The following is a 17,815-nucleotide window of genomic DNA, read 5'->3' on the forward strand; positions in this document are numbered from 1 at the left end:
TTTTTGCACAACCCCTTTTTTCGATCTTTTTATTCGACTGGCGAGTTTTCATCCTTTCTGCCGAGATCACGAACGATCCGCTCAAAAATCAGCTTGTCTGTCGCCCTGATCGCGCTCAGGCTAGGGATAAATGAGTAAAAGGAGAAAGATCATGTCTACAGCCTTACGTCCCTATAAAAGCAGCTACCCACAAACTGGCGATCGGGTAATGATCGATAAAAGCAGTGTGGTGGTTGGTGATGTCATCATGGGAGACGATGTCAGCATCTGGCCACTGGTCGCCATTCGCGGTGATGTGAATCAGGTGATCATTGGCGCGCGCACTAACATTCAGGATGGCAGCGTACTTCATGTCACGCATAAATCAGCCAGCAATCCGCCAGGCTACCCGCTGGTGATTGGCGAAGACGTTACCGTCGGCCACAAAGCCATGTTGCATGGCTGTACGATCGGCGATCGTGTGCTGGTGGGTATGGGTTCGATTCTGCTGGACGGCGTAATAGTAGAAGAAGATGTGATGATTGGTGCAGGTAGTCTGGTCCCGCCCGGCAAACGCCTGGAGAGTGGCTACCTTTATTTAGGTAGCCCGGTGAAGCAAATTCGCCCTCTTAATGAAGCAGAGATCGAAGGACTGCGTTATTCGGCAAACAACTACGTTGGTTGGAAAAATGATTATCTCGCTCAGGAGAGCCAGACCCAGCCTTGATTATCAACCTCGTCGTTGAGGATAAGCTGTTCGGCTTCATCTTCCAGATCCCAGCGATTGGCGCTAAATAGCGCCATCGCTTCCCCTGCACCGAATCGGTCATGCAGTGCATCTGAAGAAATTGCACACATTAACCCCATACCGTTGACTTGTGCCGGGAAGCATACCGCCTGACGATTCTGATCCCACTCTTCGCGATCGGGGAACTGGATAGCCTGATTCACGCTTGCATCGCTTCTTTTAACTGCGCAATGACAGGCGTGATCTCTGGCATGACACCGTGCCATAACTGAAAAGCATGTGCTGCCTGCCCCACCAGCATCCCTAACCCATCGGCGAGTTGCCGCGCGCCCTGCTGCTGGCACCAAAGCAAAAATGGCGTCAGGCCCGGTTGATAGAACATGTCATAGCAGCGGGTAGAGTGAGTAATCAATGAAACCGGTAATGGCGGCACCTTCCCCTCCACCCCGCTGGAGGTGGCGTTCACAATCAGATCAAATGATTGACCCGCCAGATGCTCGAAGCCGCAGGCATGAATGGCACCACTGTGGCGGAAGATCTCTGCCAGCAACTCAGCCTTTTCGACCGTTCTGTTCGTGACCGTGACTGAACATCCTAATGAAAGCAGAGGCAAGATCACGCCGCGCGCTGCGCCACCGGCTCCCACCAGCAAAACACGATCACCCGGCATGATCATCTGCAACCGTTCAAGATCGCTCAGTAGGCCAATACCATCGGTGTTATCACCAATAATCTGACCCTGTGCATCTTTCTTCAATGTATTGACCGCCCCAGAAAGCGCAGCGCGTTCACTGAGCTCATCAGCAAACTCCCACGCCTGCTCTTTGAAGGGCAACGTCACGTTGGCTCCCTTTCCGCCCGCCGCAAAAAACTCACTGATTGCCTGCGGGAAACCATCCAGGGGCGCGCACACCCGACCATAGCGATGGTCGATACCGGTTTGTTCTGCAAACAGACGATGGATAAAAGGCGATTTGCTGTGCGCGATTGGATTACCAAAAACGGCAAAGTTGTCCATAAATTAGCCCTGACGGATAAGTTCGCCGCTGATAACATCGCGGATTTCTGAAGGATTGAGACGGCCACCGGTTGCACCTACCAGCACCGGGAACGCCACGCCAAATTGCTGGGCGACCTCCGCTGCGGTGCGACAAGGTGGCTCACCGGAGAGATTGGCACTGGTTGAAACCAGTGGTTTACCAAAACGTCGACACAACGCCTGCACATCAGGATGATCGCTAACGCGGATCGCCAGCGAATCAAAACGCCCGGTTAACCAGCGTGGCGTGTGCGGTGATGCCGGGACGACATAAGTCACCGGTCCTGGCCAGCTGGCAAACATTCGCTCACGCTGCACCACCGACAGTTCCTGATCGGCGACATACGGCTCAAGCTGAGCATAATCCGCCGCAATCAGGATCAATCCTTTCTCTACCGGGCGTTGTTTCAATGCCAGCAGTGACATCACCGCATGTTCACTATCCGGGTCACATCCCAGACCAAAGACCGCCTCCGTTGGATAAGCGATCACCGCCTGCTGCTGCAGCTGTTCAATACAGAAATCGAGACTTCCCGGTAAAGCGTGTTCTTGCGTCATGATAATCAGTTGTCCTGCACTACGGGTTTGCCGCAGCGTTTACTGGCGCAGAAACGTTTCATGCTCTGCGCGGTTTTCTTTTCGATTAATAGCGGGAACTGACAGTGTGAGCAGACGCCTTCAACCGGCGTGGCATTCACAGCAAACTGACAGTCTGGATAACGATCGCAGGAATGAAACGTTTTGCCATAGCGCGAACGGCGCTGCACCAACTTCCCACTCTGGCACTGGGGACAAGCGATAGCTGTCTCATCAGGCTTATCGATCGTTTCAGTGTAATCACATTCTGGATAGTGGCTACAGCCAACAAACATACCAAACCGCCCCTGGCGTAGCACCTTATCAGCACCACATTGTGGACAGGCATGGCCCTCCAGCACTTTAACGATATGACCATCACCCAAGCTTTTCAGCGGGCGAATGTAGTCGCAGGTTGGATAGTTTACGCACCCAAGGAATGGGCCATGTTTGCCGGCACGTATCACTAATTCTGCCCCGCAAGCGGGGCAGGGGTCGTGTTTACGCACGGTAAATAGTGCTGATTTACTCATATAACCCGATGCATTAATCGCAAATTAATGCAGCATACCTTCATTGACGTCGAATAACAGTTCTTCCATCTGCTGGTAAGCGTTTTCACATCCAGGGATGTTAAACAGCACCATCAGCACCACCCATTTGAGATCTTCCAGATCGAAATCGAGGGTATCGAGGGCCATCACTCGTTCGATAACCATTTCGCGCGTTTCCATATTCAGCACCTGGATCTGCTCCAGGAACAAAATAAAACCGCGACATTCAGCATCTAAACGCTGGCTCTCTTCATCCGTGTAGATACGCATTGAGAGCGGATCATTCGCCAGTAACACCGGCGCGACCAGGCCATCCTGGTAATCAGCCAGTCTCTCAAGCCAGTTCAACGCATTATAGATATCTTCACGATGAAAACCGGCATCGGTTAAATCATCGGTCAATTTATCCTGGTCAACGCGCATCTCGGCTTCGTTATGGATATAGGTTTCAAACAAGTACATAAGTACGTCGAACATGGCATGCCCTCCTTAATCGGACATAGCCGCCGGGTACAGCTGCGATCCATCCTGCTAACTCCAGCTCCAGCAACTGGGCTGAGATAACTGGCACAGGTTGGCCGGCACGTTCAGCGACGACGTCAACAGGTGTAACCTCATCTCCTACGTTAGCCAACACGTCCGCAAATGGCAATGGAACATCGTCACTGTCTTGTGAATATATTGTTTCTGGTTGAGTTGCAGGTAGCCAGTTCAGGGTCGAATGGAGATCGTCGAGAATATGATCAGGATGGGCGACCAGTAGTGCGCCTTGCTGTATCAGCCAGTGTGTTCCTGCGCTGCCCTCACTCCCCAAAGAACCCGGTAACGCATAGACATTACGATTTTGTTCCAGCGCATAGCGTGCCGTGACCAGCGACCCGCTTTTCAGCGACGCTTCCACCACCAACACCCCGAGACTTAAACCACTAATGATACGATTGCGGCGGGGAAAATGAGCGGCATAGGGAGGCGTATCCAACGGAAATTCCGAGACCAGGGCACCGTCGTTGCTGATGATCTCCTGCGCCAGTTTCTGATGGATTTTGGGATAGAGGTGTTTCAGCCCACTACCCAACACTGCGACGGTTTTACCACCGGCATTAAGCGCCGCCCGATGCGCAATGCCGTCAATTCCCCGCGCCAACCCGCTGGTGATGGTTAACCCTTGCGCAGCTAACTGCTGTGAAAACCAATCCCCCCACTCCCTGCCATAATGCGAACATTGACGACTGCCGACGATGGCGAGTTGCGGGGTATGCAAGGCTGCGGCATTGCCCATCACATATAACAATGGCGGGAAGCGGCTGATTTCCGCTAATGCTGATGGGTAAGCATTATCCAGAACAGAAAGCAGCTGATGTTGTGGATTTTCCAGCCATCGCTGGGTTCGCATCAGTTGCCGTGGGCAGAGCGTATTGAATTGTTTTCGCTGCGTTTCATTCAACCGCTGTGCCGTCAGAAAATCATCATCGATATGCCGGGTGCTATGTAGCATGTTCACCAGACGGAGAAGCTGATGACCACCAAGACCTTTCACATTAGCCAGCCTGAGCATCCACTCAATTTTATCCACGTCTCACTCCCTGTTCGACCTGTGCCTTGATGCCGTGGAATGCTGTCAATCATGCCCCAAAAAGTCTACAATATGAGGCAGTAATCTTTTCTTTAACGCATACAGATCTGGAAATTTATGTCAGTTTTGCAGGTATTACATTTCCCTGATGATCGTCTTCGCAAAATCGCGGCGCCGGTAAAAACCGTAGACGCCGGGGTACAGCGCATCGTCGACGACATGTTTGAAACAATGTACGCCGAAGAAGGCATTGGCCTGGCGGCGACTCAGGTGGATATTCATCAACGCATCATCGTCATTGATGTGTCAGAAAGCCGTGAAGAACGTCTGGTGCTGATTAACCCAGAATTGCTGGAAAAAGGCGGCGAAACCGGTATTGAAGAGGGTTGCCTCTCCATCCCTGAGCAGCGTGCTTTTGTCCCCCGTGCTGAGTGGGTGAAAGTCCGTGCCCAAGATCGTGACGGTAATAGCTTCGAACTGGAAACTGATGGCCTGCTGGCGATCTGTATTCAGCACGAAATCGACCATCTCGATGGCAAACTGTTTATTGATTATCTGTCCCCGCTGAAACGCCAGCGCATTAAACAGAAACTGGAAAAACTGGCACGCCAGAATGCACGCGCATCCTGAGTGCAAACAGAAGGTTGAACTGTGTCTGCACCGTTAAAAATCATCTTTGCCGGTACACCTGACTTTGCAGCGCGTCATCTTGACGCGCTGCTTGCTTCTGAGCATCAGGTGGTTGGCGTTTTTACCCAGCCCGATCGTCCTGCCGGACGCGGCAACAAACTCACGCCCAGCCCGGTAAAAGTGTTGGCGCAGGCGCATGATGTACCGGTTTTCCAGCCTAAGTCGCTCAAACCGGAAGATAATCAGCAGTTGGTTGCTGCATTGCAGGCCGATGTGATGGTGGTGGTCGCTTACGGTCTGATTTTACCGAAAGCGGTGTTGGATATGCCGCGGCTGGGATGTATCAACGTCCACGGCTCCTTGCTGCCGCGCTGGCGTGGTGCCGCGCCGATCCAGCGTTCCCTCTGGGCTGGCGATGCGGAAACCGGTGTGACCATCATGCAAATGGATGTCGGTCTGGATACCGGCGATATGCTGCATAAACTCGCCTGCCCGATTACCCAACAGGACACCAGTGCCACGCTGTATGACAAGCTGGCGCAGCTCGGTCCTGAAGGAATGCTCAAAACGCTGGAGCAACTGGCCACTGGCAGCGCACAGCCAGAAAAACAGGATGAAGCGCTGGTCAGCTACGCCGAGAAACTGAGTAAAGAAGAAGCTCGCCTCGACTGGACGCTTTCCGCCGCGCAACTTGAGCGCTGCATTCGCGCCTTTAATCCCTGGCCGATGAGCTATTTCATGGTTGATGATCAACCGGTGAAAGTCTGGCAAGCCAGTGTGTTACCGCATCAGGCCAAACAGCCCGGCGAAATACTCCACGCCGATAAGCAAGGTATCCAGATTGCAACCGCTGACGGTGTTCTGAACCTGCTTTCGCTCCAGCCTGCCGGCAAAAAAGCCATGTCCGCACAGGATCTGCTTAACTCACGCCGTGAATGGTTCACGCCTGGTAGCATTCTGGCCTGATCCCGTAGCCCGGTTAATACCGGGCTTTTTGTTTAATGAATGAATCGCATGAAAAAAAACACAAACCTGCGTAGCCTCGCCGCGCAATTGATTGAACGCGTAGTAGATAAAGGCGAATCGCTCAGCGCCATATTGCCCGGTGCCCAAAAAAGCCTGTCCGATAAAGACGGGGCGCTGCTGCAAGAACTCTGCTTTGGCGTTATGCGCACCTTGCCCCAGCTCGAAGCATTAATTAGCAAGTTGATGGAGCGTCCTTTAACCGGGAAGCAGCGCGTTCTCCATTACCTCATTATGGTCGGCTTGTATCAGTTGCTTTATACCCGCGTCCCTCCGCATGCTGCATTAGCTGAAACCGTGGCGGGTGCGGAAGTGTTAAAACGTGCAAACCTGAAAGGCTTACTCAACGGTGTGCTACGCCAGTTCCAGCGACAGCAGGAAGCGCTGGTTGCTGAGGTCGATCAGGGGACACAGCGCCATCTGCATCCAGCTTGGTTGCTGAAACGTTTGCAAACAGCGTGGCCAGAACAGTGGCAGCAAATTGTCGAAGCCAACAATCAGCGACCGCCGATGTGGCTGCGCGTCAACCGTCAGCATCACCCCCGCGACACCTGGTTGGCGCTGCTTGAAGAGACCGAAAAAAGCGCCTTTGTCGGGGATGCTCCTGATTCGCTGCGTCTGGAGGCACCAACCGCAGTCGGCCAACTGCCAGGTTTCGATCAAGGTTGGGTGACCGTGCAGGATTTATCCGCACAACGCTGTGCTTTGCTGCTTGAGCCACAAAATGGTGAATCCATACTCGACCTGTGTGCCGCTCCCGGCGGCAAAACCACCCATATCCTCGAAATTGCACCGCAGGCTGCCGTGCTTGCCGTCGATATTGACGAACAGCGCCTGACCCGCGTGAGAGAGAACCTGCAACGCCTCGGCATGCAGGCAGATGTGCGTCAGGGCGATGGCCGCACCCCGGCTGAATGGTGTGGTGATAAGCAATTTGACCGCATTCTGCTGGATGCGCCCTGCTCAGCAACGGGCGTGATCCGTCGCCATCCCGACATCAAATGGCTGCGGCGCGATCGTGATATCGCCGAACTGGCCAGCCTGCAACGTGAGATTCTCCATGCAGTTTGGCCACGACTGAAAAGTGGCGGCACTTTGCTTTATGCTACCTGTTCAGTTCTGCCGGAAGAGAATCATCAGCAGATCACGGCTTTCCTGGCTACCCATCCCGATGCGATTGCTGAGGCGTTACCGCATGGTCAGGAAAATGGTTGGCAGGTGTTTCCCGCAACGGATGGCGGGGATGGTTTCTTCTACGCTAAGCTGATGAAAAAATAGTACAGCGCAATCTGACAAGAGCTTATCGCGATGAAAATTATAATCCTTGGTGCCGGGCAGGTCGGCGGAACCCTCGCAGAAAACCTGGTCGGTGAGAACAACGACATTACCGTCGTGGATAGCGATCCCACGCGTTTACGTCAGTTGCAGGACAAATTCGATCTGCGCGTGGTGCACGGGCATGGTTCTCATCCCCGAATCCTGCGTGAAGCCGGTGCGGAAGATGCTGACATGTTGGTGGCGGTCACCAGCTCTGACGAAACCAATATGATCGCTTGTCAGATCGCTTACTCCTTATTCAATACCCCCAACCGTATCGCGCGTATCCGTGCGGCTGATTATCTGCGTGATGCTGAGAAGTTGTTCGTACCGGAAGCCGTCCCTATTGACCATTTGATCTCGCCAGAACAACTGGTGATCGACAATATTTACCGTCTGATCCAATATCCGGGGGCGTTGCAGGTGGTGAATTTTGCCGAAGGCAAAGTGAGCCTCGCCGTGGTGAAAGCGTATTACGGCGGTCCATTAGTCGGTAACCCACTCTCCATTCTGCGCGAGCATATGCCGCATATTGACACACGTGTGGCGGCGATCTTTCGTCAGGATCGTCCCATTCGCCCGCAGGGTTCGACGATCGTTGAAGCCGGTGATGAAGTCTTCTTTATCGCCGCCAGCCAGCATATCCGCGCCGTAATGAGTGAGATGCAGCGGCTGGAAAAACCGTACAAACGCATCATGCTGGTGGGGGGCGGTAATATCGGCTTTGGCCTGGCACAACGGCTGGAAAAGCAGTACAGCGTAAAACTGATCGAACGAAATCCACAGCGCGCAGCAGAACTGGCAGAACAGCTACAGGATACGATTGTATTCTATGGTGATGCTTCCGATCAGGAGTTGCTGGCTGAAGAACATGTCGATCAAATCGATCTGTTTATTGCGGTCACCAACGATGATGAAGCCAACATCATGTCAGCGATGCTGGCGAAAAAAATGGGGGCGAAAAAAGTCATGGTGTTGATCCAGCGCCGTGCCTATGTCGATCTGGTGCAGGGCAGCGTGATCGATATCGCCATTTCACCTCAGCAAGCCACCATTTCTGCGTTGCTCGGCCATGTGCGTAAAGCAGACATTGTTGGCGTCTCCTCGTTACGTCGTGGTATTGCCGAAGCGATCGAAGCGATCGCCCACGGTGAAGAAACCACTTCACGCGTCGTTGGACGTTTGATCGAAGATATTAAATTGCCGCCAGGCACCATCATTGGCGCTGTGGTTCGTGGCGATGAAGTCATTATTGCCAATGATAATGTTCGCATTGAGCAAGGCGACCACGTGATTATGTTCCTGACTGATAAGAAATTTGTGCCCGATGTGGAACGGCTGTTCCAGCCAAGCCCCTTCTTCCTTTAATCATTGCGGGCAAGATTTTATTGCCCGTCGTGATAATCCAGTTTAATCCTTTGTTGTAATGGCAAATGTTAAAAGGTTTGTTAGACTTTAGGCATTGGCCAAGGCAAGGAGATAACAATGAGTTTTTTCAAAGAGTTTCGTGATTTTGCGATGCGCGGTAACGTGGTTGACCTCGCAGTTGGTGTAATTATCGGTGCCGCGTTTGGCAAGATTGTTTCATCGCTGGTGGCTAATATTATTATGCCGCCGCTGGGGTTACTGATTGGCGGGGTGGATTTTAAACAGTTCAAGTGGATCATAAAACCTGCGGAAGGCACAGCCCCTGCCGTCGTAATGGAATACGGTGTCTTTATTCAAAGCATTTTTGATTTCGTTATCGTCGCATTGGCCATTTTTATCGCCATCAAATTGATGAATAAACTGTACAAGAAAAAAGAAGTAGAGAAAGCCGATCCGAAACCGACGAATGAAGAACTGTTATTGACGGAAATTCGTGACCTGCTGAAGCAACAAAACACCAAAATCTGATAGAGAAAACCGCCTGGACAGGCGGTTTTTTTATCCTTAAAACCAGAAGGCCAGTGGTAAACTGCTTTGCTTACCACTGGCCTCCCAGTTACCCCGCTTCGCGTGTTTGTCTTTACGCCGATAGCTGCCTTTCCCTTTCTGATTCTGCTCAATACGCTGGCGAAACAGCGGGTCGTGCAATAGCGCCTCGATGGCGTTGTCTTTGATCTGCCCTTTTTGATGCTGATAACGGCTCATATTTCCTCCAATGATTGACTGCGCAACTATAGGCCTATTCGCGTTAATTACAATCCTTGCTACAACAAATTTCGGGTTGCGGTTCTTCCCCCTTCTCCAGCGCTTCGAGAATTGAGCAGCAGGCGCTGCTATGGAGATCACCACAACAGGTTTCAGACAGACGTTGCAGCGAGCGCTGGATCGTTTGAAGCTCCACAATCATGCTGCTGACTTCATCAAGACGCTTCGCCACAATGGCTTTTGATTCCTGGCAAGTGTGATGTTCGGGATCGATACGGATCGACAGCAATCCACGAATTGCATCAAGGCTAAAACCTAACTGACGTCCGTAACGGATAAAGCGCAGACGCTGCAAGTCATCATCGCTATATAAACGGAATCCGCCTTCTGTGCGCACCTCATGATCCATCATTTGCTGCTTTTCATAAAAGCGGATGGTGTCAGGAGTAACATCAGCCATCTTCGCCAACTGCCCAATACGATACATATTATTTCTCCTGCCCCAGATGCTGCTTAATCGCCTCACGATACTCTCCTTGCAGGAACGCCGTACTCATCCCTGCCTGGCGCAGTTTCAGTTCCAGTAAGCTCAGTTTTTTCGCCAACTCTCGGGCCTGATGATCGTCAGGGTCCAACTCGCGTAGCAGATCTTTTACTTCCAGAGCTTCACGCCGCATCTCCAGCTCTGGCGGCAGAAAACCGGCATTTTTTAACAGCCGATAGCCCATACGCAGCTCTTCCGGTACACCGCTGTCATCTTCCAGTAGCAATGGTGCACCCTCGCCACGCAAATTGCTCAGTTCACCTTTTTCCTGAGCGGCAAGGATATGTTGTTCTGCAAGTTGGTCAATTAGCCACATGAGGCGCTCCTGACAGGGATAACTGCCATCAGCATAGCGGAAGGGGAGAAAATGGGAAGAAACGACAGGCAATAAAAAACCCGCCGAAGCGGGTTTTTTACGTTACTGCAAATTACTCTGCAGCAGCTTCTGCTTGAGCTTCTGGACGATCAACCAGCTCGATGTATGCCATCGGAGCGTTGTCACCAGCACGGAAGCCACACTTCAGAATACGAGTGTAACCACCGGCACGGCTCGCGAAACGCGGGCCCAGCTCGTTAAACAGTTTTGCCACGATCTCGTTATCACGAGTGCGGGCGAATGCCAGACGACGATTAGCTACGCTGTCGGTCTTGGCAAGAGTAATCAGCGGCTCAACTACGCGACGCAGCTCTTTGGCTTTCGGCAGAGTCGTCTTAATGATCTCATGACGAACCAGAGAACCAGCCATGTTGCGGAACATAGCCTGACGATGGCTGCTGTTACGGTTCAGTTGACGACCACTCTTACGATGGCGCATGACCTTATCCTTCTCAGTGAAACCTTAACCTGTGATCGGGTTATTCATCAGCGATGCTTGCCGGCGGCCAGTTTTCCAGGCGCATGCCCAGAGACAGACCACGTGAGGCCAGCACGTCTTTAATCTCGGTAAGAGATTTTTTACCCAGGTTAGGCGTTTTAAGCAGCTCAACCTCGGTACGCTGTACCAGATCACCGATGTAGTGGATAGCTTCTGCCTTAAGGCAGTTAGCAGAGCGGACAGTCAATTCCAGATCGTCAACAGGGCGCAGCAGGATCGGATCGAATTCTGGTTTCTCTTCTTTCACTTCCGGCTGACGTACATCACGTAAGTCAACGAAAGCTTCCAGTTGTTCTGCCAGGATGGTTGCCGCACGACGAATCGCCTCTTCAGGATCGATTGTGCCGTTGGTTTCCATTTCGATGACCAGCTTGTCCAGGTCGGTACGCTGTTCAACACGCGCTGCTTCAACATTGTAGGCAATACGGTCTACAGGGCTGTAGCAAGCGTCTACTAACAGACGGCCGATTGGGCGCTCATCTTCTTCCGAATGAATTCGGGCAGAAGCCGGCACATAACCACGACCACGTTGAACTTTGATACGCATGCTAATAGATGCGTTTTCATCGGTCAGGTGGCAGATCACATGCTGCGGCTTGACGATTTCGACATCACCGTCGTGGGTAATGTCGGCTGCAGTCACAGGGCCAATGCCAGATTTATTCAGGGTCAGGATGACTTCATCTTTACCCTGAACTCTTACCGCCAGCCCTTTCAGGTTAAGCAGGATTTCCAGGATATCTTCCTGTACGCCCTCTTTGGTGGAGTACTCGTGGAGCACGCCATCAATCTCAACCTCGGTCACCGCGCAACCCGGCATGGAAGAAAGCAGAATACGGCGCAGTGCGTTGCCAAGAGTATGGCCAAAGCCACGCTCTAACGGCTCAAGGGTCACCTTGGCGTGCGTCGAACTCACTTGCTCGATATCTACCAGGCGCGGTTTTAGAAACTCTGTCACAGAACCCTGCATTGTGTCCTCTCTTTGGTACTAAGCTTTACTTAGAGTAAAGCTCGACGATCAGGTGTTCGTTAATGTCCGCAGACAGATCAGTACGCTCAGGAATACGCTTGAACACACCTTCCATCTTAGTCGCATCAACTTCCAGCCAGGTTGGCTTTTCACGCTGCTCAGCCAGCTCCAGAGCGGCCTTCACGCGAGATTGCTTTTTGGCTTTCTCACGGATGCTTACGACATCATTCGGAGATACCTGATAAGAAGCGATGTTAACAACGCGGCCGTTCACCAGGATAGATTTGTGGCTAACCAGCTGACGTGCTTCTGCACGAGTGGCACCAAAACCCATACGGTAAACTACGTTATCCAGACGACCTTCCAGCAGAGCTAACAGGTTTTCACCGGTGTTGCCTTTCAGACGCGCTGCTTCTTTATAGTAGTTACGGAACTGACGTTCCAGCACGCCGTAGATACGACGAACTTTCTGTTTTTCACGTAACTGACCGCCGTAATCAGACAGACGCGGTTTACGCGCACCATGCTGACCAGGGGCTTGTTCAATTTTGCACTTGGAATCGATCGCGCGAACACCAGACTTAAGGAATAAGTCAGTGCCCTCACGACGGCTCAGCTTGAGCTTAGGACCCAAATATCTTGCCATTTTCTTTCTCCAACTATCCTAAAAACGAGGCGTTATACGCGACGTTTTTTCGGCGGACGACAACCGTTGTGAGGGATCGGAGTCACATCAGTAATGTTAGTGATGCGGAAACCAGCGGCGTTCAGAGCACGAATAGTTGATTCGCGACCCGGACCCGGACCCTTAACCATAACTTCCAGGTTCTTAATACCGTAATCTTTCACGGCTTCTGCACAGCGCTCTGCAGCGACCTGAGCAGCAAACGGAGTAGATTTACGTGAACCGCGGAAACCGGAACCACCGGCGGTTGCCCAACCCAGTGCGTTACCCTGACGATCAGTGATGGTAACGATGGTGTTGTTAAAAGAAGCATGGACGTGAGCCACGCCATCTGAGACTTGCTTTCTTACACGTTTACGTGCACGAACTGGTGCCTTTGCCATTATTTACTCACCCCGATTATTTCTTGATCGGTTTACGCGGACCCTTACGGGTACGTGCGTTGGTCTTGGTACGCTGACCGCGTACTGGCAGACCACGACGATGGCGCAAACCACGGTAGCAACCAAGGTCCATCAGACGCTTGATGCTCAGGGTGATTTCACGGCGCAGATCACCTTCTACAACGAATTTCGCAACTGCATCACGCAGCTGATCAATTTGTTCTTCAGACAGCTCACTGATCTTAACATTTTCAGCGATGCCCGTTTCAGCACAGATGGCTTTAGAACGGGTTTTGCCGATACCGAAAATCGAAGTTAATGCGATAACGGTGTGTTTTTGATCAGGAATGTTAATGCCTGCTATACGGGCCACTATGCACTCCTATAATTAAATAAATGCGAACCATGCTGAAAAGCCCGTTTTCAGGATACTCAAATGGAAACGCATCGACATACAAAAGATTGGCTGGCTAATCTAGCCAGCTCAACCCGACTTTGCAAGAAAAATATGTGAGAAAATCAGCCCTGGCGCTGTTTATGCTTAGGCTCGGCGCTGCAAATCACACGCACGACGCCGTCGCGACGGATGATTTTGCAGTTACGACATAATTTCTTGACGGAAGCACGAACTTTCATTTTTACTCTCCGTAACTTCTCAAGCGCCTGAATTAACGGCCGTAGCCTTTCAGGTTAGCTTTCTTCAATGCAGACTCGTACTGACTCGACATCATCAGAGTTTGCACTTGAGCCATAAAGTCCATGATGACAACCACTACGATGAGCAGTGAAGTACCGCCAAAGTAGAAGGGAACCTTCATGGCATCACGCATGAACTCCGGGATCAGGCAAATAAAAGTAATATACAGTGCGCCGATTAAGGTCAGACGTGTCATTACTTTATCGATATACTTCGCCGTTTGCTCTCCCGGACGAATTCCCGGTACGAATGCACCAGACTTCTTCAGGTTATCTGCTGTTTCACGCGGGTTGAACACCAACGCCGTATAGAAGAAACAGAAGAAGATGATTGCAGTCGCATAGAGTAGCACATAAAGCGGCTGTCCTGGCTGCAAATACAGCGAAATTGTTGTCAGCCAGTTCCAACCGGTACCGCCCCCGAACCAGGATGCTATCGTCGCCGGGAACAGGATAATGCTGGAAGCGAAGATTGCCGGGATAACCCCTGCCATATTCACTTTCAACGGTAAATGTGTGCTCTGTGCAGCATAAACACGACGACCTTGCTGACGCTTAGCGTAGTTCACCACAATGCGGCGTTGACCACGTTCTACGAAAACAACGAAGAAGGTCACTGCAAATACGAGAACTGCAACCAACAGCAACAGAAGGAAGTGCAGGTCGCCTTGCCGCGCTTGCTCGATGGTATGGCCAATGGCCGGCGGGAGTCCCGCAACAATACCTGCGAAGATAATGATCGAAATACCGTTACCGATACCACGTTCAGTAATCTGTTCGCCCAGCCACATCAGGAACATTGTCCCGGTAACCAGACTCACAACAGCGGTAAAATAGAAGGCAAAGCCTGGATTAATTACCAGGCCCTGCATTCCAGGCATATTCGGCAGACCGGTAGCAATACCGATCGACTGGAATACGGCCAGAACCAGCGTGCCATAACGGGTGTACTGGCTAATCTTACGACGGCCAGCCTCCCCTTCTTTCTTAATCTCCGCTAACGCTGGATGAACCACCGTCAGCAGCTGGATAATAATAGAGGCCGAAATGTACGGCATAATACCCAGCGCGAAGATTGAGGCACGACTGAGAGCACCACCAGAGAACATGTTGAACATTTCAATGATGGTGCCACGCTGTTGCTCAAGCAGTTTGGCAAGTACAGTGGCATCGATACCAGGGATCGGAATAAAAGAGCCAATACGGAAGACAATCAGTGCACCGATAACAAACAAAAGTCTGCGCTTCAGTTCACCAAAGCCACCTTTGGCACTTTGAAAATCTAATCCCGGTTGCTTTGCCATCTGCTACTTATTCCTCGATTTTACCGCCAGCAGCTTCGATTGCAGCACGAGCACCTTTGGTGACACGCAGACCGCGAACCGTTACCGGTGCAGAAACTTCACCAGACAGAATCACTTTCGCAAATTCAATCTGAACACCGACAATGTTTGCTGCTTTCAGCGTGTTCAGGTCAACAATACCGCCTTCAACTTTCGCCAGGTCAGACAGACGAACTTCTGCAGTGACCATTGCTTTGCGAGAGGTGAAACCGAATTTCGGCAGACGACGGTACAGAGGCATCTGACCACCCTCGAAACCGCGACGCACGCCACCGCCAGAACGAGACTTCTGACCTTTGTGACCACGACCGCCGGTTTTACCGAGGCCAGAACCGATACCACGACCCAGACGCTTAGAAGCGTGTTTAGACCCTTCGGCCGGAGACAGAGTGTTTAAACGCATCTCTTACTCCTCCACTTTCAGCATGTAGGAAATCGCGTTGATCATACCGCGTACTGCCGGCGTGTCTTCACGCTCTACGGTGTGACCAATACGACGCAGACCCAGGCCAACCAGAGTGGCTTTATGCTTAGGCAGGCGGCCGATTGAGCTACGGGTTTGTGTAATTTTAATAGTCTTCGCCATCGTGATTACCCCAGAATTTCTTCAACGGATTTACCACGCTTGGCAGCGACCATTTCCGGAGACTTCATGTTGCCCAGGCCGTCGATAGTTGCACGAACCACGTTGATCGGGTTGGTGGAACCATACGCTTTAGCCAGAACGTTATGAACTCCAGCGACTTCCAGAACGGCGCGCATTGCACCGCCGGCGATGATACCGGTACCTTCAGAAGCCGGCTGCATGAACACACGAGAACCCGTGTGCGCACCTTTAACCGGGTGCTGCAGGGTGCCGTGCGTCAGCGCGACGTTAATCATATTGCGACGGGCTTTTTCCATCGCTTTCTGGATCGCTGCTGGGACTTCACGCGCTTTGCCGTAACCAAAACCGACGCGACCGTTACCATCACCTACCACAGTCAGAGCTGTGAAGGAGAAAATACGACCACCTTTAACAGTTTTAGATACACGGTTTACCGCGATCAGTTTTTCCTGCAGTTCGCCAGCTTGTTTCTCGATGTGTGCCATCTTAGACCTCTACCTTAGAACTGAAGGCCAGCTTCACGAGCAGCATCTGCCAGTGCCTGGACGCGACCATGATATTGGAAACCGGAACGGTCGAAAGAAACATCTTTGATGCCTTTTTCGATAGCGCGCTCAGCCAGAGCTTTACCTACAGCTGCAGCGGCGTCTTTGTTACCGGTATACTTCAGTTGTTCAGCGATAGCTTTTTCTACAGTAGAAGCAGCAACCAGAACTTCGGAACCGTTCGGGGCGATTACCTGTGCGTAAATGTGACGCGGGGTACGATGTACCACCAGGCGAGTAGCACCCAGCTCTTTGAGCTTGCGACGTGCACGGGTCGCACGACGGATACGAGCAGATTTCTTATCCATAGTGTTACCTTACTTCTTCTTAGCCTCTTTGGTACGCACGACTTCGTCGGCGTAACGAACACCCTTGCCTTTGTAAGGCTCAGGACGACGGTAGGCGCGCAGATCAGCTGCAACCTGACCAATCAGCTGCTTATCAGCGCCTTTCAGCACGATTTCAGTCTGAGTTGGGCATTCGGCAGTGATGCCAGCCGGCAGTGCATGGTCAACAGGGTGAGAGAAGCCCAGGGCCAGACTCACAGAGTTGCCTTTTACAGCTGCACGATAACCAACACCAACCAATTGCAGCTTCTTGGTGAAGCCTTCGGTAACACCAATAACCATGCCGTTCAGCAGCGCACGAGCAGTACCTGCCTGTGCCCAACCATCCGCATAACCTTCGCGCGGAGCGAAAGTCAGGGCGTTGTCTGCATGCTTAACTTCAACAGCTTGGTTGATAGTACGAGTCAGCTCGCCGTTTTTACCTTTGATCGAAATTTCCTGACCGTTGAGTTTTACCTCTACGCCGGCAGGAACAACGACAGGTGCTTTTGCAACACGAGACATGTTTTCCTCCGATTACGCTACGTAGCAGATAATTTCGCCACCAAGACCAGCCTGGCGCGCTGCACGATCAGTCATAACACCTTTAGATGTAGAAATTACAGCGATGCCCAGACCAGCCATTACTTTTGGCAGCTCATCTTTTTTCTTATAGATGCGCAGACCTGGACGGCTAACACGCTGAATGTTTTCTACAACAGCTTTACCCTGGAAATACTTAAGAGTCAGTTCCAGTTCCGGCTTGATGTCGCCTTCGATTTTAAAATCTTGAATATAGCCTTCTTCCTTCAGCACGTTGGCAATTGCCACTTTCAGCTTGGAGGAAGGCATAGAGACCGCAACTTTGTTCGCGGCCTGACCGTTACGGATACGGGTCAGCATATCCGCGATCGGATCTTGCATGCTCATCTGTGTTACTCCCGTGATTCAAATGGTGACAATTACCAGCTTGCCTTTTTCAGACCCGGGATTTCACCGCGCATTGCGGCTTCACGGACCTTGATACGGCTCAACCCAAACTTCCGCAGGAAACCGTGCGGACGACCTGTTTGACGGCAGCGGTTACGCTGACGTGAAGGGCTGGAATCACGCGGCAGACTCTGCAGCTTGAGAACGGCATCCCAACGATCTTCGTCAGAAGCGTTCACATCAGAAATGATCGCTTTCAGTTCAGCGCGTTTTGCGAAGAACTTGTCTGCTAATTTCACACGCTTAACTTCGCGTGCTTTCATAGATTGCTTAGCCATG

At 51.8% G+C, this 17,815-nt stretch carries 29 protein-coding genes; 6 read left to right on the plus strand and 23 right to left on the minus strand.

Going from position 1 to position 17,815, the window contains the following annotated elements; all coding sequences use genetic code 11:
• Positions 1-151: 151 nt before the first annotated feature.
• On the plus strand, positions 152-706 hold the full coding sequence (locus PAT9B_RS18170; protein WP_013510739.1) for a gamma carbonic anhydrase family protein: 555 nt from the start codon (positions 152-154) through the stop codon (positions 704-706).
• Here PAT9B_RS18170 and PAT9B_RS18175 read toward each other — a convergent pair.
• Genes PAT9B_RS18175 through dprA form a run of 6 tightly spaced genes read right to left on the minus strand, consistent with a single transcriptional unit; the run spans position 682 to position 4,469 of the window.
• Positions 682-930 carry a DUF1488 domain-containing protein gene (locus PAT9B_RS18175; RefSeq protein WP_013510740.1) on the minus strand — a complete coding sequence of 83 codons (249 nt, stop codon included), beginning with the start codon at positions 928-930 and terminating at the stop codon, positions 682-684. The two genes, PAT9B_RS18170 and PAT9B_RS18175, sit on opposite strands and share 25 nt — an antisense overlap.
• Positions 927-1,745, minus strand: a complete 819-nt coding sequence (gene aroE, locus PAT9B_RS18180; RefSeq protein WP_013510741.1) for a shikimate dehydrogenase — start codon at positions 1,743-1,745, stop codon at positions 927-929. The genes PAT9B_RS18175 and aroE overlap by 4 nt, the downstream gene beginning before the upstream one ends.
• A gap of 3 nt (positions 1,746-1,748) precedes the next feature.
• A complete protein-coding gene (gene tsaC / locus PAT9B_RS18185) occupies positions 1,749-2,324 on the minus strand; it encodes an L-threonylcarbamoyladenylate synthase type 1 TsaC (protein ID WP_013510742.1) in 576 nt (191 codons plus the stop codon).
• A gap of 5 nt (positions 2,325-2,329) precedes the next feature.
• Positions 2,330-2,875 carry a type I DNA topoisomerase gene (locus PAT9B_RS18190; RefSeq protein ID WP_013510743.1) on the minus strand — a complete coding sequence of 182 codons (546 nt, stop codon included), beginning with the start codon at positions 2,873-2,875 and terminating at the stop codon, positions 2,330-2,332.
• Positions 2,876-2,899: 24 nt separating this feature from the next.
• Positions 2,900-3,373 carry a DUF494 family protein Smg gene (gene smg, locus PAT9B_RS18195; protein ID WP_013510744.1) on the minus strand — a complete coding sequence of 158 codons (474 nt, stop codon included), beginning with the start codon at positions 3,371-3,373 and terminating at the stop codon, positions 2,900-2,902.
• Positions 3,345-4,469, minus strand: coding sequence for a DNA-protecting protein DprA (dprA, locus tag PAT9B_RS18200; RefSeq protein WP_013510745.1), 1,125 nt, complete (start codon positions 4,467-4,469; stop codon positions 3,345-3,347). The genes smg and dprA overlap by 29 nt, the downstream gene beginning before the upstream one ends.
• A gap of 117 nt (positions 4,470-4,586) precedes the next feature.
• On the opposite strand from dprA, the gene def reads away from it, so the two are divergent.
• The 5 genes from def to mscL all read left to right on the plus strand — a co-directional run bounded on the left by def (position 4,587) and on the right by mscL (position 9,335).
• Complete coding sequence (gene def, locus PAT9B_RS18205; protein ID WP_013510746.1) at positions 4,587-5,099, plus strand: peptide deformylase; 513 nt, start codon at positions 4,587-4,589, stop codon at positions 5,097-5,099.
• 21 nt (positions 5,100-5,120) lie between these two features.
• Positions 5,121-6,065 carry a methionyl-tRNA formyltransferase gene (fmt, locus tag PAT9B_RS18210; RefSeq protein ID WP_013510747.1) on the plus strand — a complete coding sequence of 315 codons (945 nt, stop codon included), beginning with the start codon at positions 5,121-5,123 and terminating at the stop codon, positions 6,063-6,065.
• A 48-nt stretch (positions 6,066-6,113) separates the two neighbouring features.
• Complete coding sequence (gene rsmB, locus PAT9B_RS18215) at positions 6,114-7,400, plus strand: 16S rRNA (cytosine(967)-C(5))-methyltransferase RsmB (RefSeq protein ID WP_013510748.1); 1,287 nt, start codon at positions 6,114-6,116, stop codon at positions 7,398-7,400.
• Positions 7,401-7,430: 30 nt separating this feature from the next.
• Complete coding sequence (gene trkA / locus PAT9B_RS18220) at positions 7,431-8,807, plus strand: Trk system potassium transporter TrkA (protein ID WP_013510749.1); 1,377 nt, start codon at positions 7,431-7,433, stop codon at positions 8,805-8,807.
• A 117-nt stretch (positions 8,808-8,924) separates the two neighbouring features.
• The gene (gene mscL, locus PAT9B_RS18225) at positions 8,925-9,335 is read left to right on the plus strand and encodes a large-conductance mechanosensitive channel protein MscL (protein ID WP_013510750.1); all 411 of its coding nucleotides are present in this window, start codon (positions 8,925-8,927) and stop codon (positions 9,333-9,335) included.
• Between the two features lie 36 nt (positions 9,336-9,371).
• Here the strand turns inward: mscL and PAT9B_RS18230 are convergent, their stop codons facing one another.
• The 17 genes from PAT9B_RS18230 to rpsN form a co-directional block, all read right to left on the minus strand.
• Positions 9,372-9,572, minus strand: coding sequence for an alternative ribosome-rescue factor A (locus PAT9B_RS18230; RefSeq protein WP_013510751.1), 201 nt, complete (start codon positions 9,570-9,572; stop codon positions 9,372-9,374).
• A gap of 43 nt (positions 9,573-9,615) precedes the next feature.
• Entirely contained in the window at positions 9,616-10,059 is a 444-nt protein-coding gene (gene zntR, locus PAT9B_RS18235) for a Zn(2+)-responsive transcriptional regulator (RefSeq protein WP_013510752.1), read from the minus strand.
• A 1-nt stretch (position 10,060) separates the two neighbouring features.
• Positions 10,061-10,432 carry a DnaJ family domain-containing protein gene (locus tag PAT9B_RS18240; protein WP_013510753.1) on the minus strand — a complete coding sequence of 124 codons (372 nt, stop codon included), beginning with the start codon at positions 10,430-10,432 and terminating at the stop codon, positions 10,061-10,063.
• A gap of 112 nt (positions 10,433-10,544) precedes the next feature.
• Entirely contained in the window at positions 10,545-10,931 is a 387-nt protein-coding gene (gene rplQ / locus PAT9B_RS18245) for a 50S ribosomal protein L17 (protein WP_003850180.1), read from the minus strand.
• Between the two features lie 40 nt (positions 10,932-10,971).
• Positions 10,972-11,961, minus strand: a complete 990-nt coding sequence (gene rpoA, locus PAT9B_RS18250; protein WP_007891688.1) for a DNA-directed RNA polymerase subunit alpha — start codon at positions 11,959-11,961, stop codon at positions 10,972-10,974.
• Between the two features lie 25 nt (positions 11,962-11,986).
• The gene (gene rpsD, locus PAT9B_RS18255; RefSeq protein WP_013510754.1) at positions 11,987-12,607 is read right to left on the minus strand and encodes a 30S ribosomal protein S4; all 621 of its coding nucleotides are present in this window, start codon (positions 12,605-12,607) and stop codon (positions 11,987-11,989) included.
• Positions 12,608-12,639: 32 nt separating this feature from the next.
• The gene (gene rpsK, locus PAT9B_RS18260) at positions 12,640-13,029 is read right to left on the minus strand and encodes a 30S ribosomal protein S11 (protein WP_004160563.1); all 390 of its coding nucleotides are present in this window, start codon (positions 13,027-13,029) and stop codon (positions 12,640-12,642) included.
• Between the two features lie 16 nt (positions 13,030-13,045).
• Entirely contained in the window at positions 13,046-13,402 is a 357-nt protein-coding gene (gene rpsM / locus PAT9B_RS18265; protein WP_013510755.1) for a 30S ribosomal protein S13, read from the minus strand.
• A 146-nt stretch (positions 13,403-13,548) separates the two neighbouring features.
• Entirely contained in the window at positions 13,549-13,665 is a 117-nt protein-coding gene (rpmJ, locus tag PAT9B_RS18270) for a 50S ribosomal protein L36 (RefSeq protein ID WP_004160566.1), read from the minus strand.
• Between the two features lie 32 nt (positions 13,666-13,697).
• On the minus strand, positions 13,698-15,029 hold the full coding sequence (secY, locus tag PAT9B_RS18275) for a preprotein translocase subunit SecY (protein ID WP_013510756.1): 1,332 nt from the start codon (positions 15,027-15,029) through the stop codon (positions 13,698-13,700).
• A 7-nt stretch (positions 15,030-15,036) separates the two neighbouring features.
• The gene (gene rplO, locus PAT9B_RS18280) at positions 15,037-15,471 is read right to left on the minus strand and encodes a 50S ribosomal protein L15 (RefSeq protein ID WP_013510757.1); all 435 of its coding nucleotides are present in this window, start codon (positions 15,469-15,471) and stop codon (positions 15,037-15,039) included.
• A gap of 3 nt (positions 15,472-15,474) precedes the next feature.
• Entirely contained in the window at positions 15,475-15,654 is a 180-nt protein-coding gene (gene rpmD, locus PAT9B_RS18285; RefSeq protein WP_013510758.1) for a 50S ribosomal protein L30, read from the minus strand.
• Between the two features lie 5 nt (positions 15,655-15,659).
• A complete protein-coding gene (gene rpsE / locus PAT9B_RS18290) occupies positions 15,660-16,160 on the minus strand; it encodes a 30S ribosomal protein S5 (protein ID WP_013510759.1) in 501 nt (166 codons plus the stop codon).
• A 14-nt stretch (positions 16,161-16,174) separates the two neighbouring features.
• Complete coding sequence (gene rplR, locus PAT9B_RS18295; RefSeq protein ID WP_013510760.1) at positions 16,175-16,528, minus strand: 50S ribosomal protein L18; 354 nt, start codon at positions 16,526-16,528, stop codon at positions 16,175-16,177.
• A gap of 9 nt (positions 16,529-16,537) precedes the next feature.
• Positions 16,538-17,071 (minus strand): 50S ribosomal protein L6, encoded by a 534-nt coding sequence (rplF, locus tag PAT9B_RS18300; RefSeq protein WP_013510761.1) that lies wholly within the window; start codon positions 17,069-17,071, stop codon positions 16,538-16,540.
• A 12-nt stretch (positions 17,072-17,083) separates the two neighbouring features.
• The gene (gene rpsH, locus PAT9B_RS18305) at positions 17,084-17,476 is read right to left on the minus strand and encodes a 30S ribosomal protein S8 (RefSeq protein ID WP_013510762.1); all 393 of its coding nucleotides are present in this window, start codon (positions 17,474-17,476) and stop codon (positions 17,084-17,086) included.
• A gap of 32 nt (positions 17,477-17,508) precedes the next feature.
• Entirely contained in the window at positions 17,509-17,814 is a 306-nt protein-coding gene (gene rpsN / locus PAT9B_RS18310) for a 30S ribosomal protein S14 (protein WP_006120592.1), read from the minus strand.
• Between the last annotated feature and the right edge of the window lies 1 nt (position 17,815).

It is taken from the genome of Pantoea sp. At-9b (assembly GCF_000175935.2).
GTDB lineage: Bacteria > Pseudomonadota > Gammaproteobacteria > Enterobacterales > Enterobacteriaceae > Pantoea.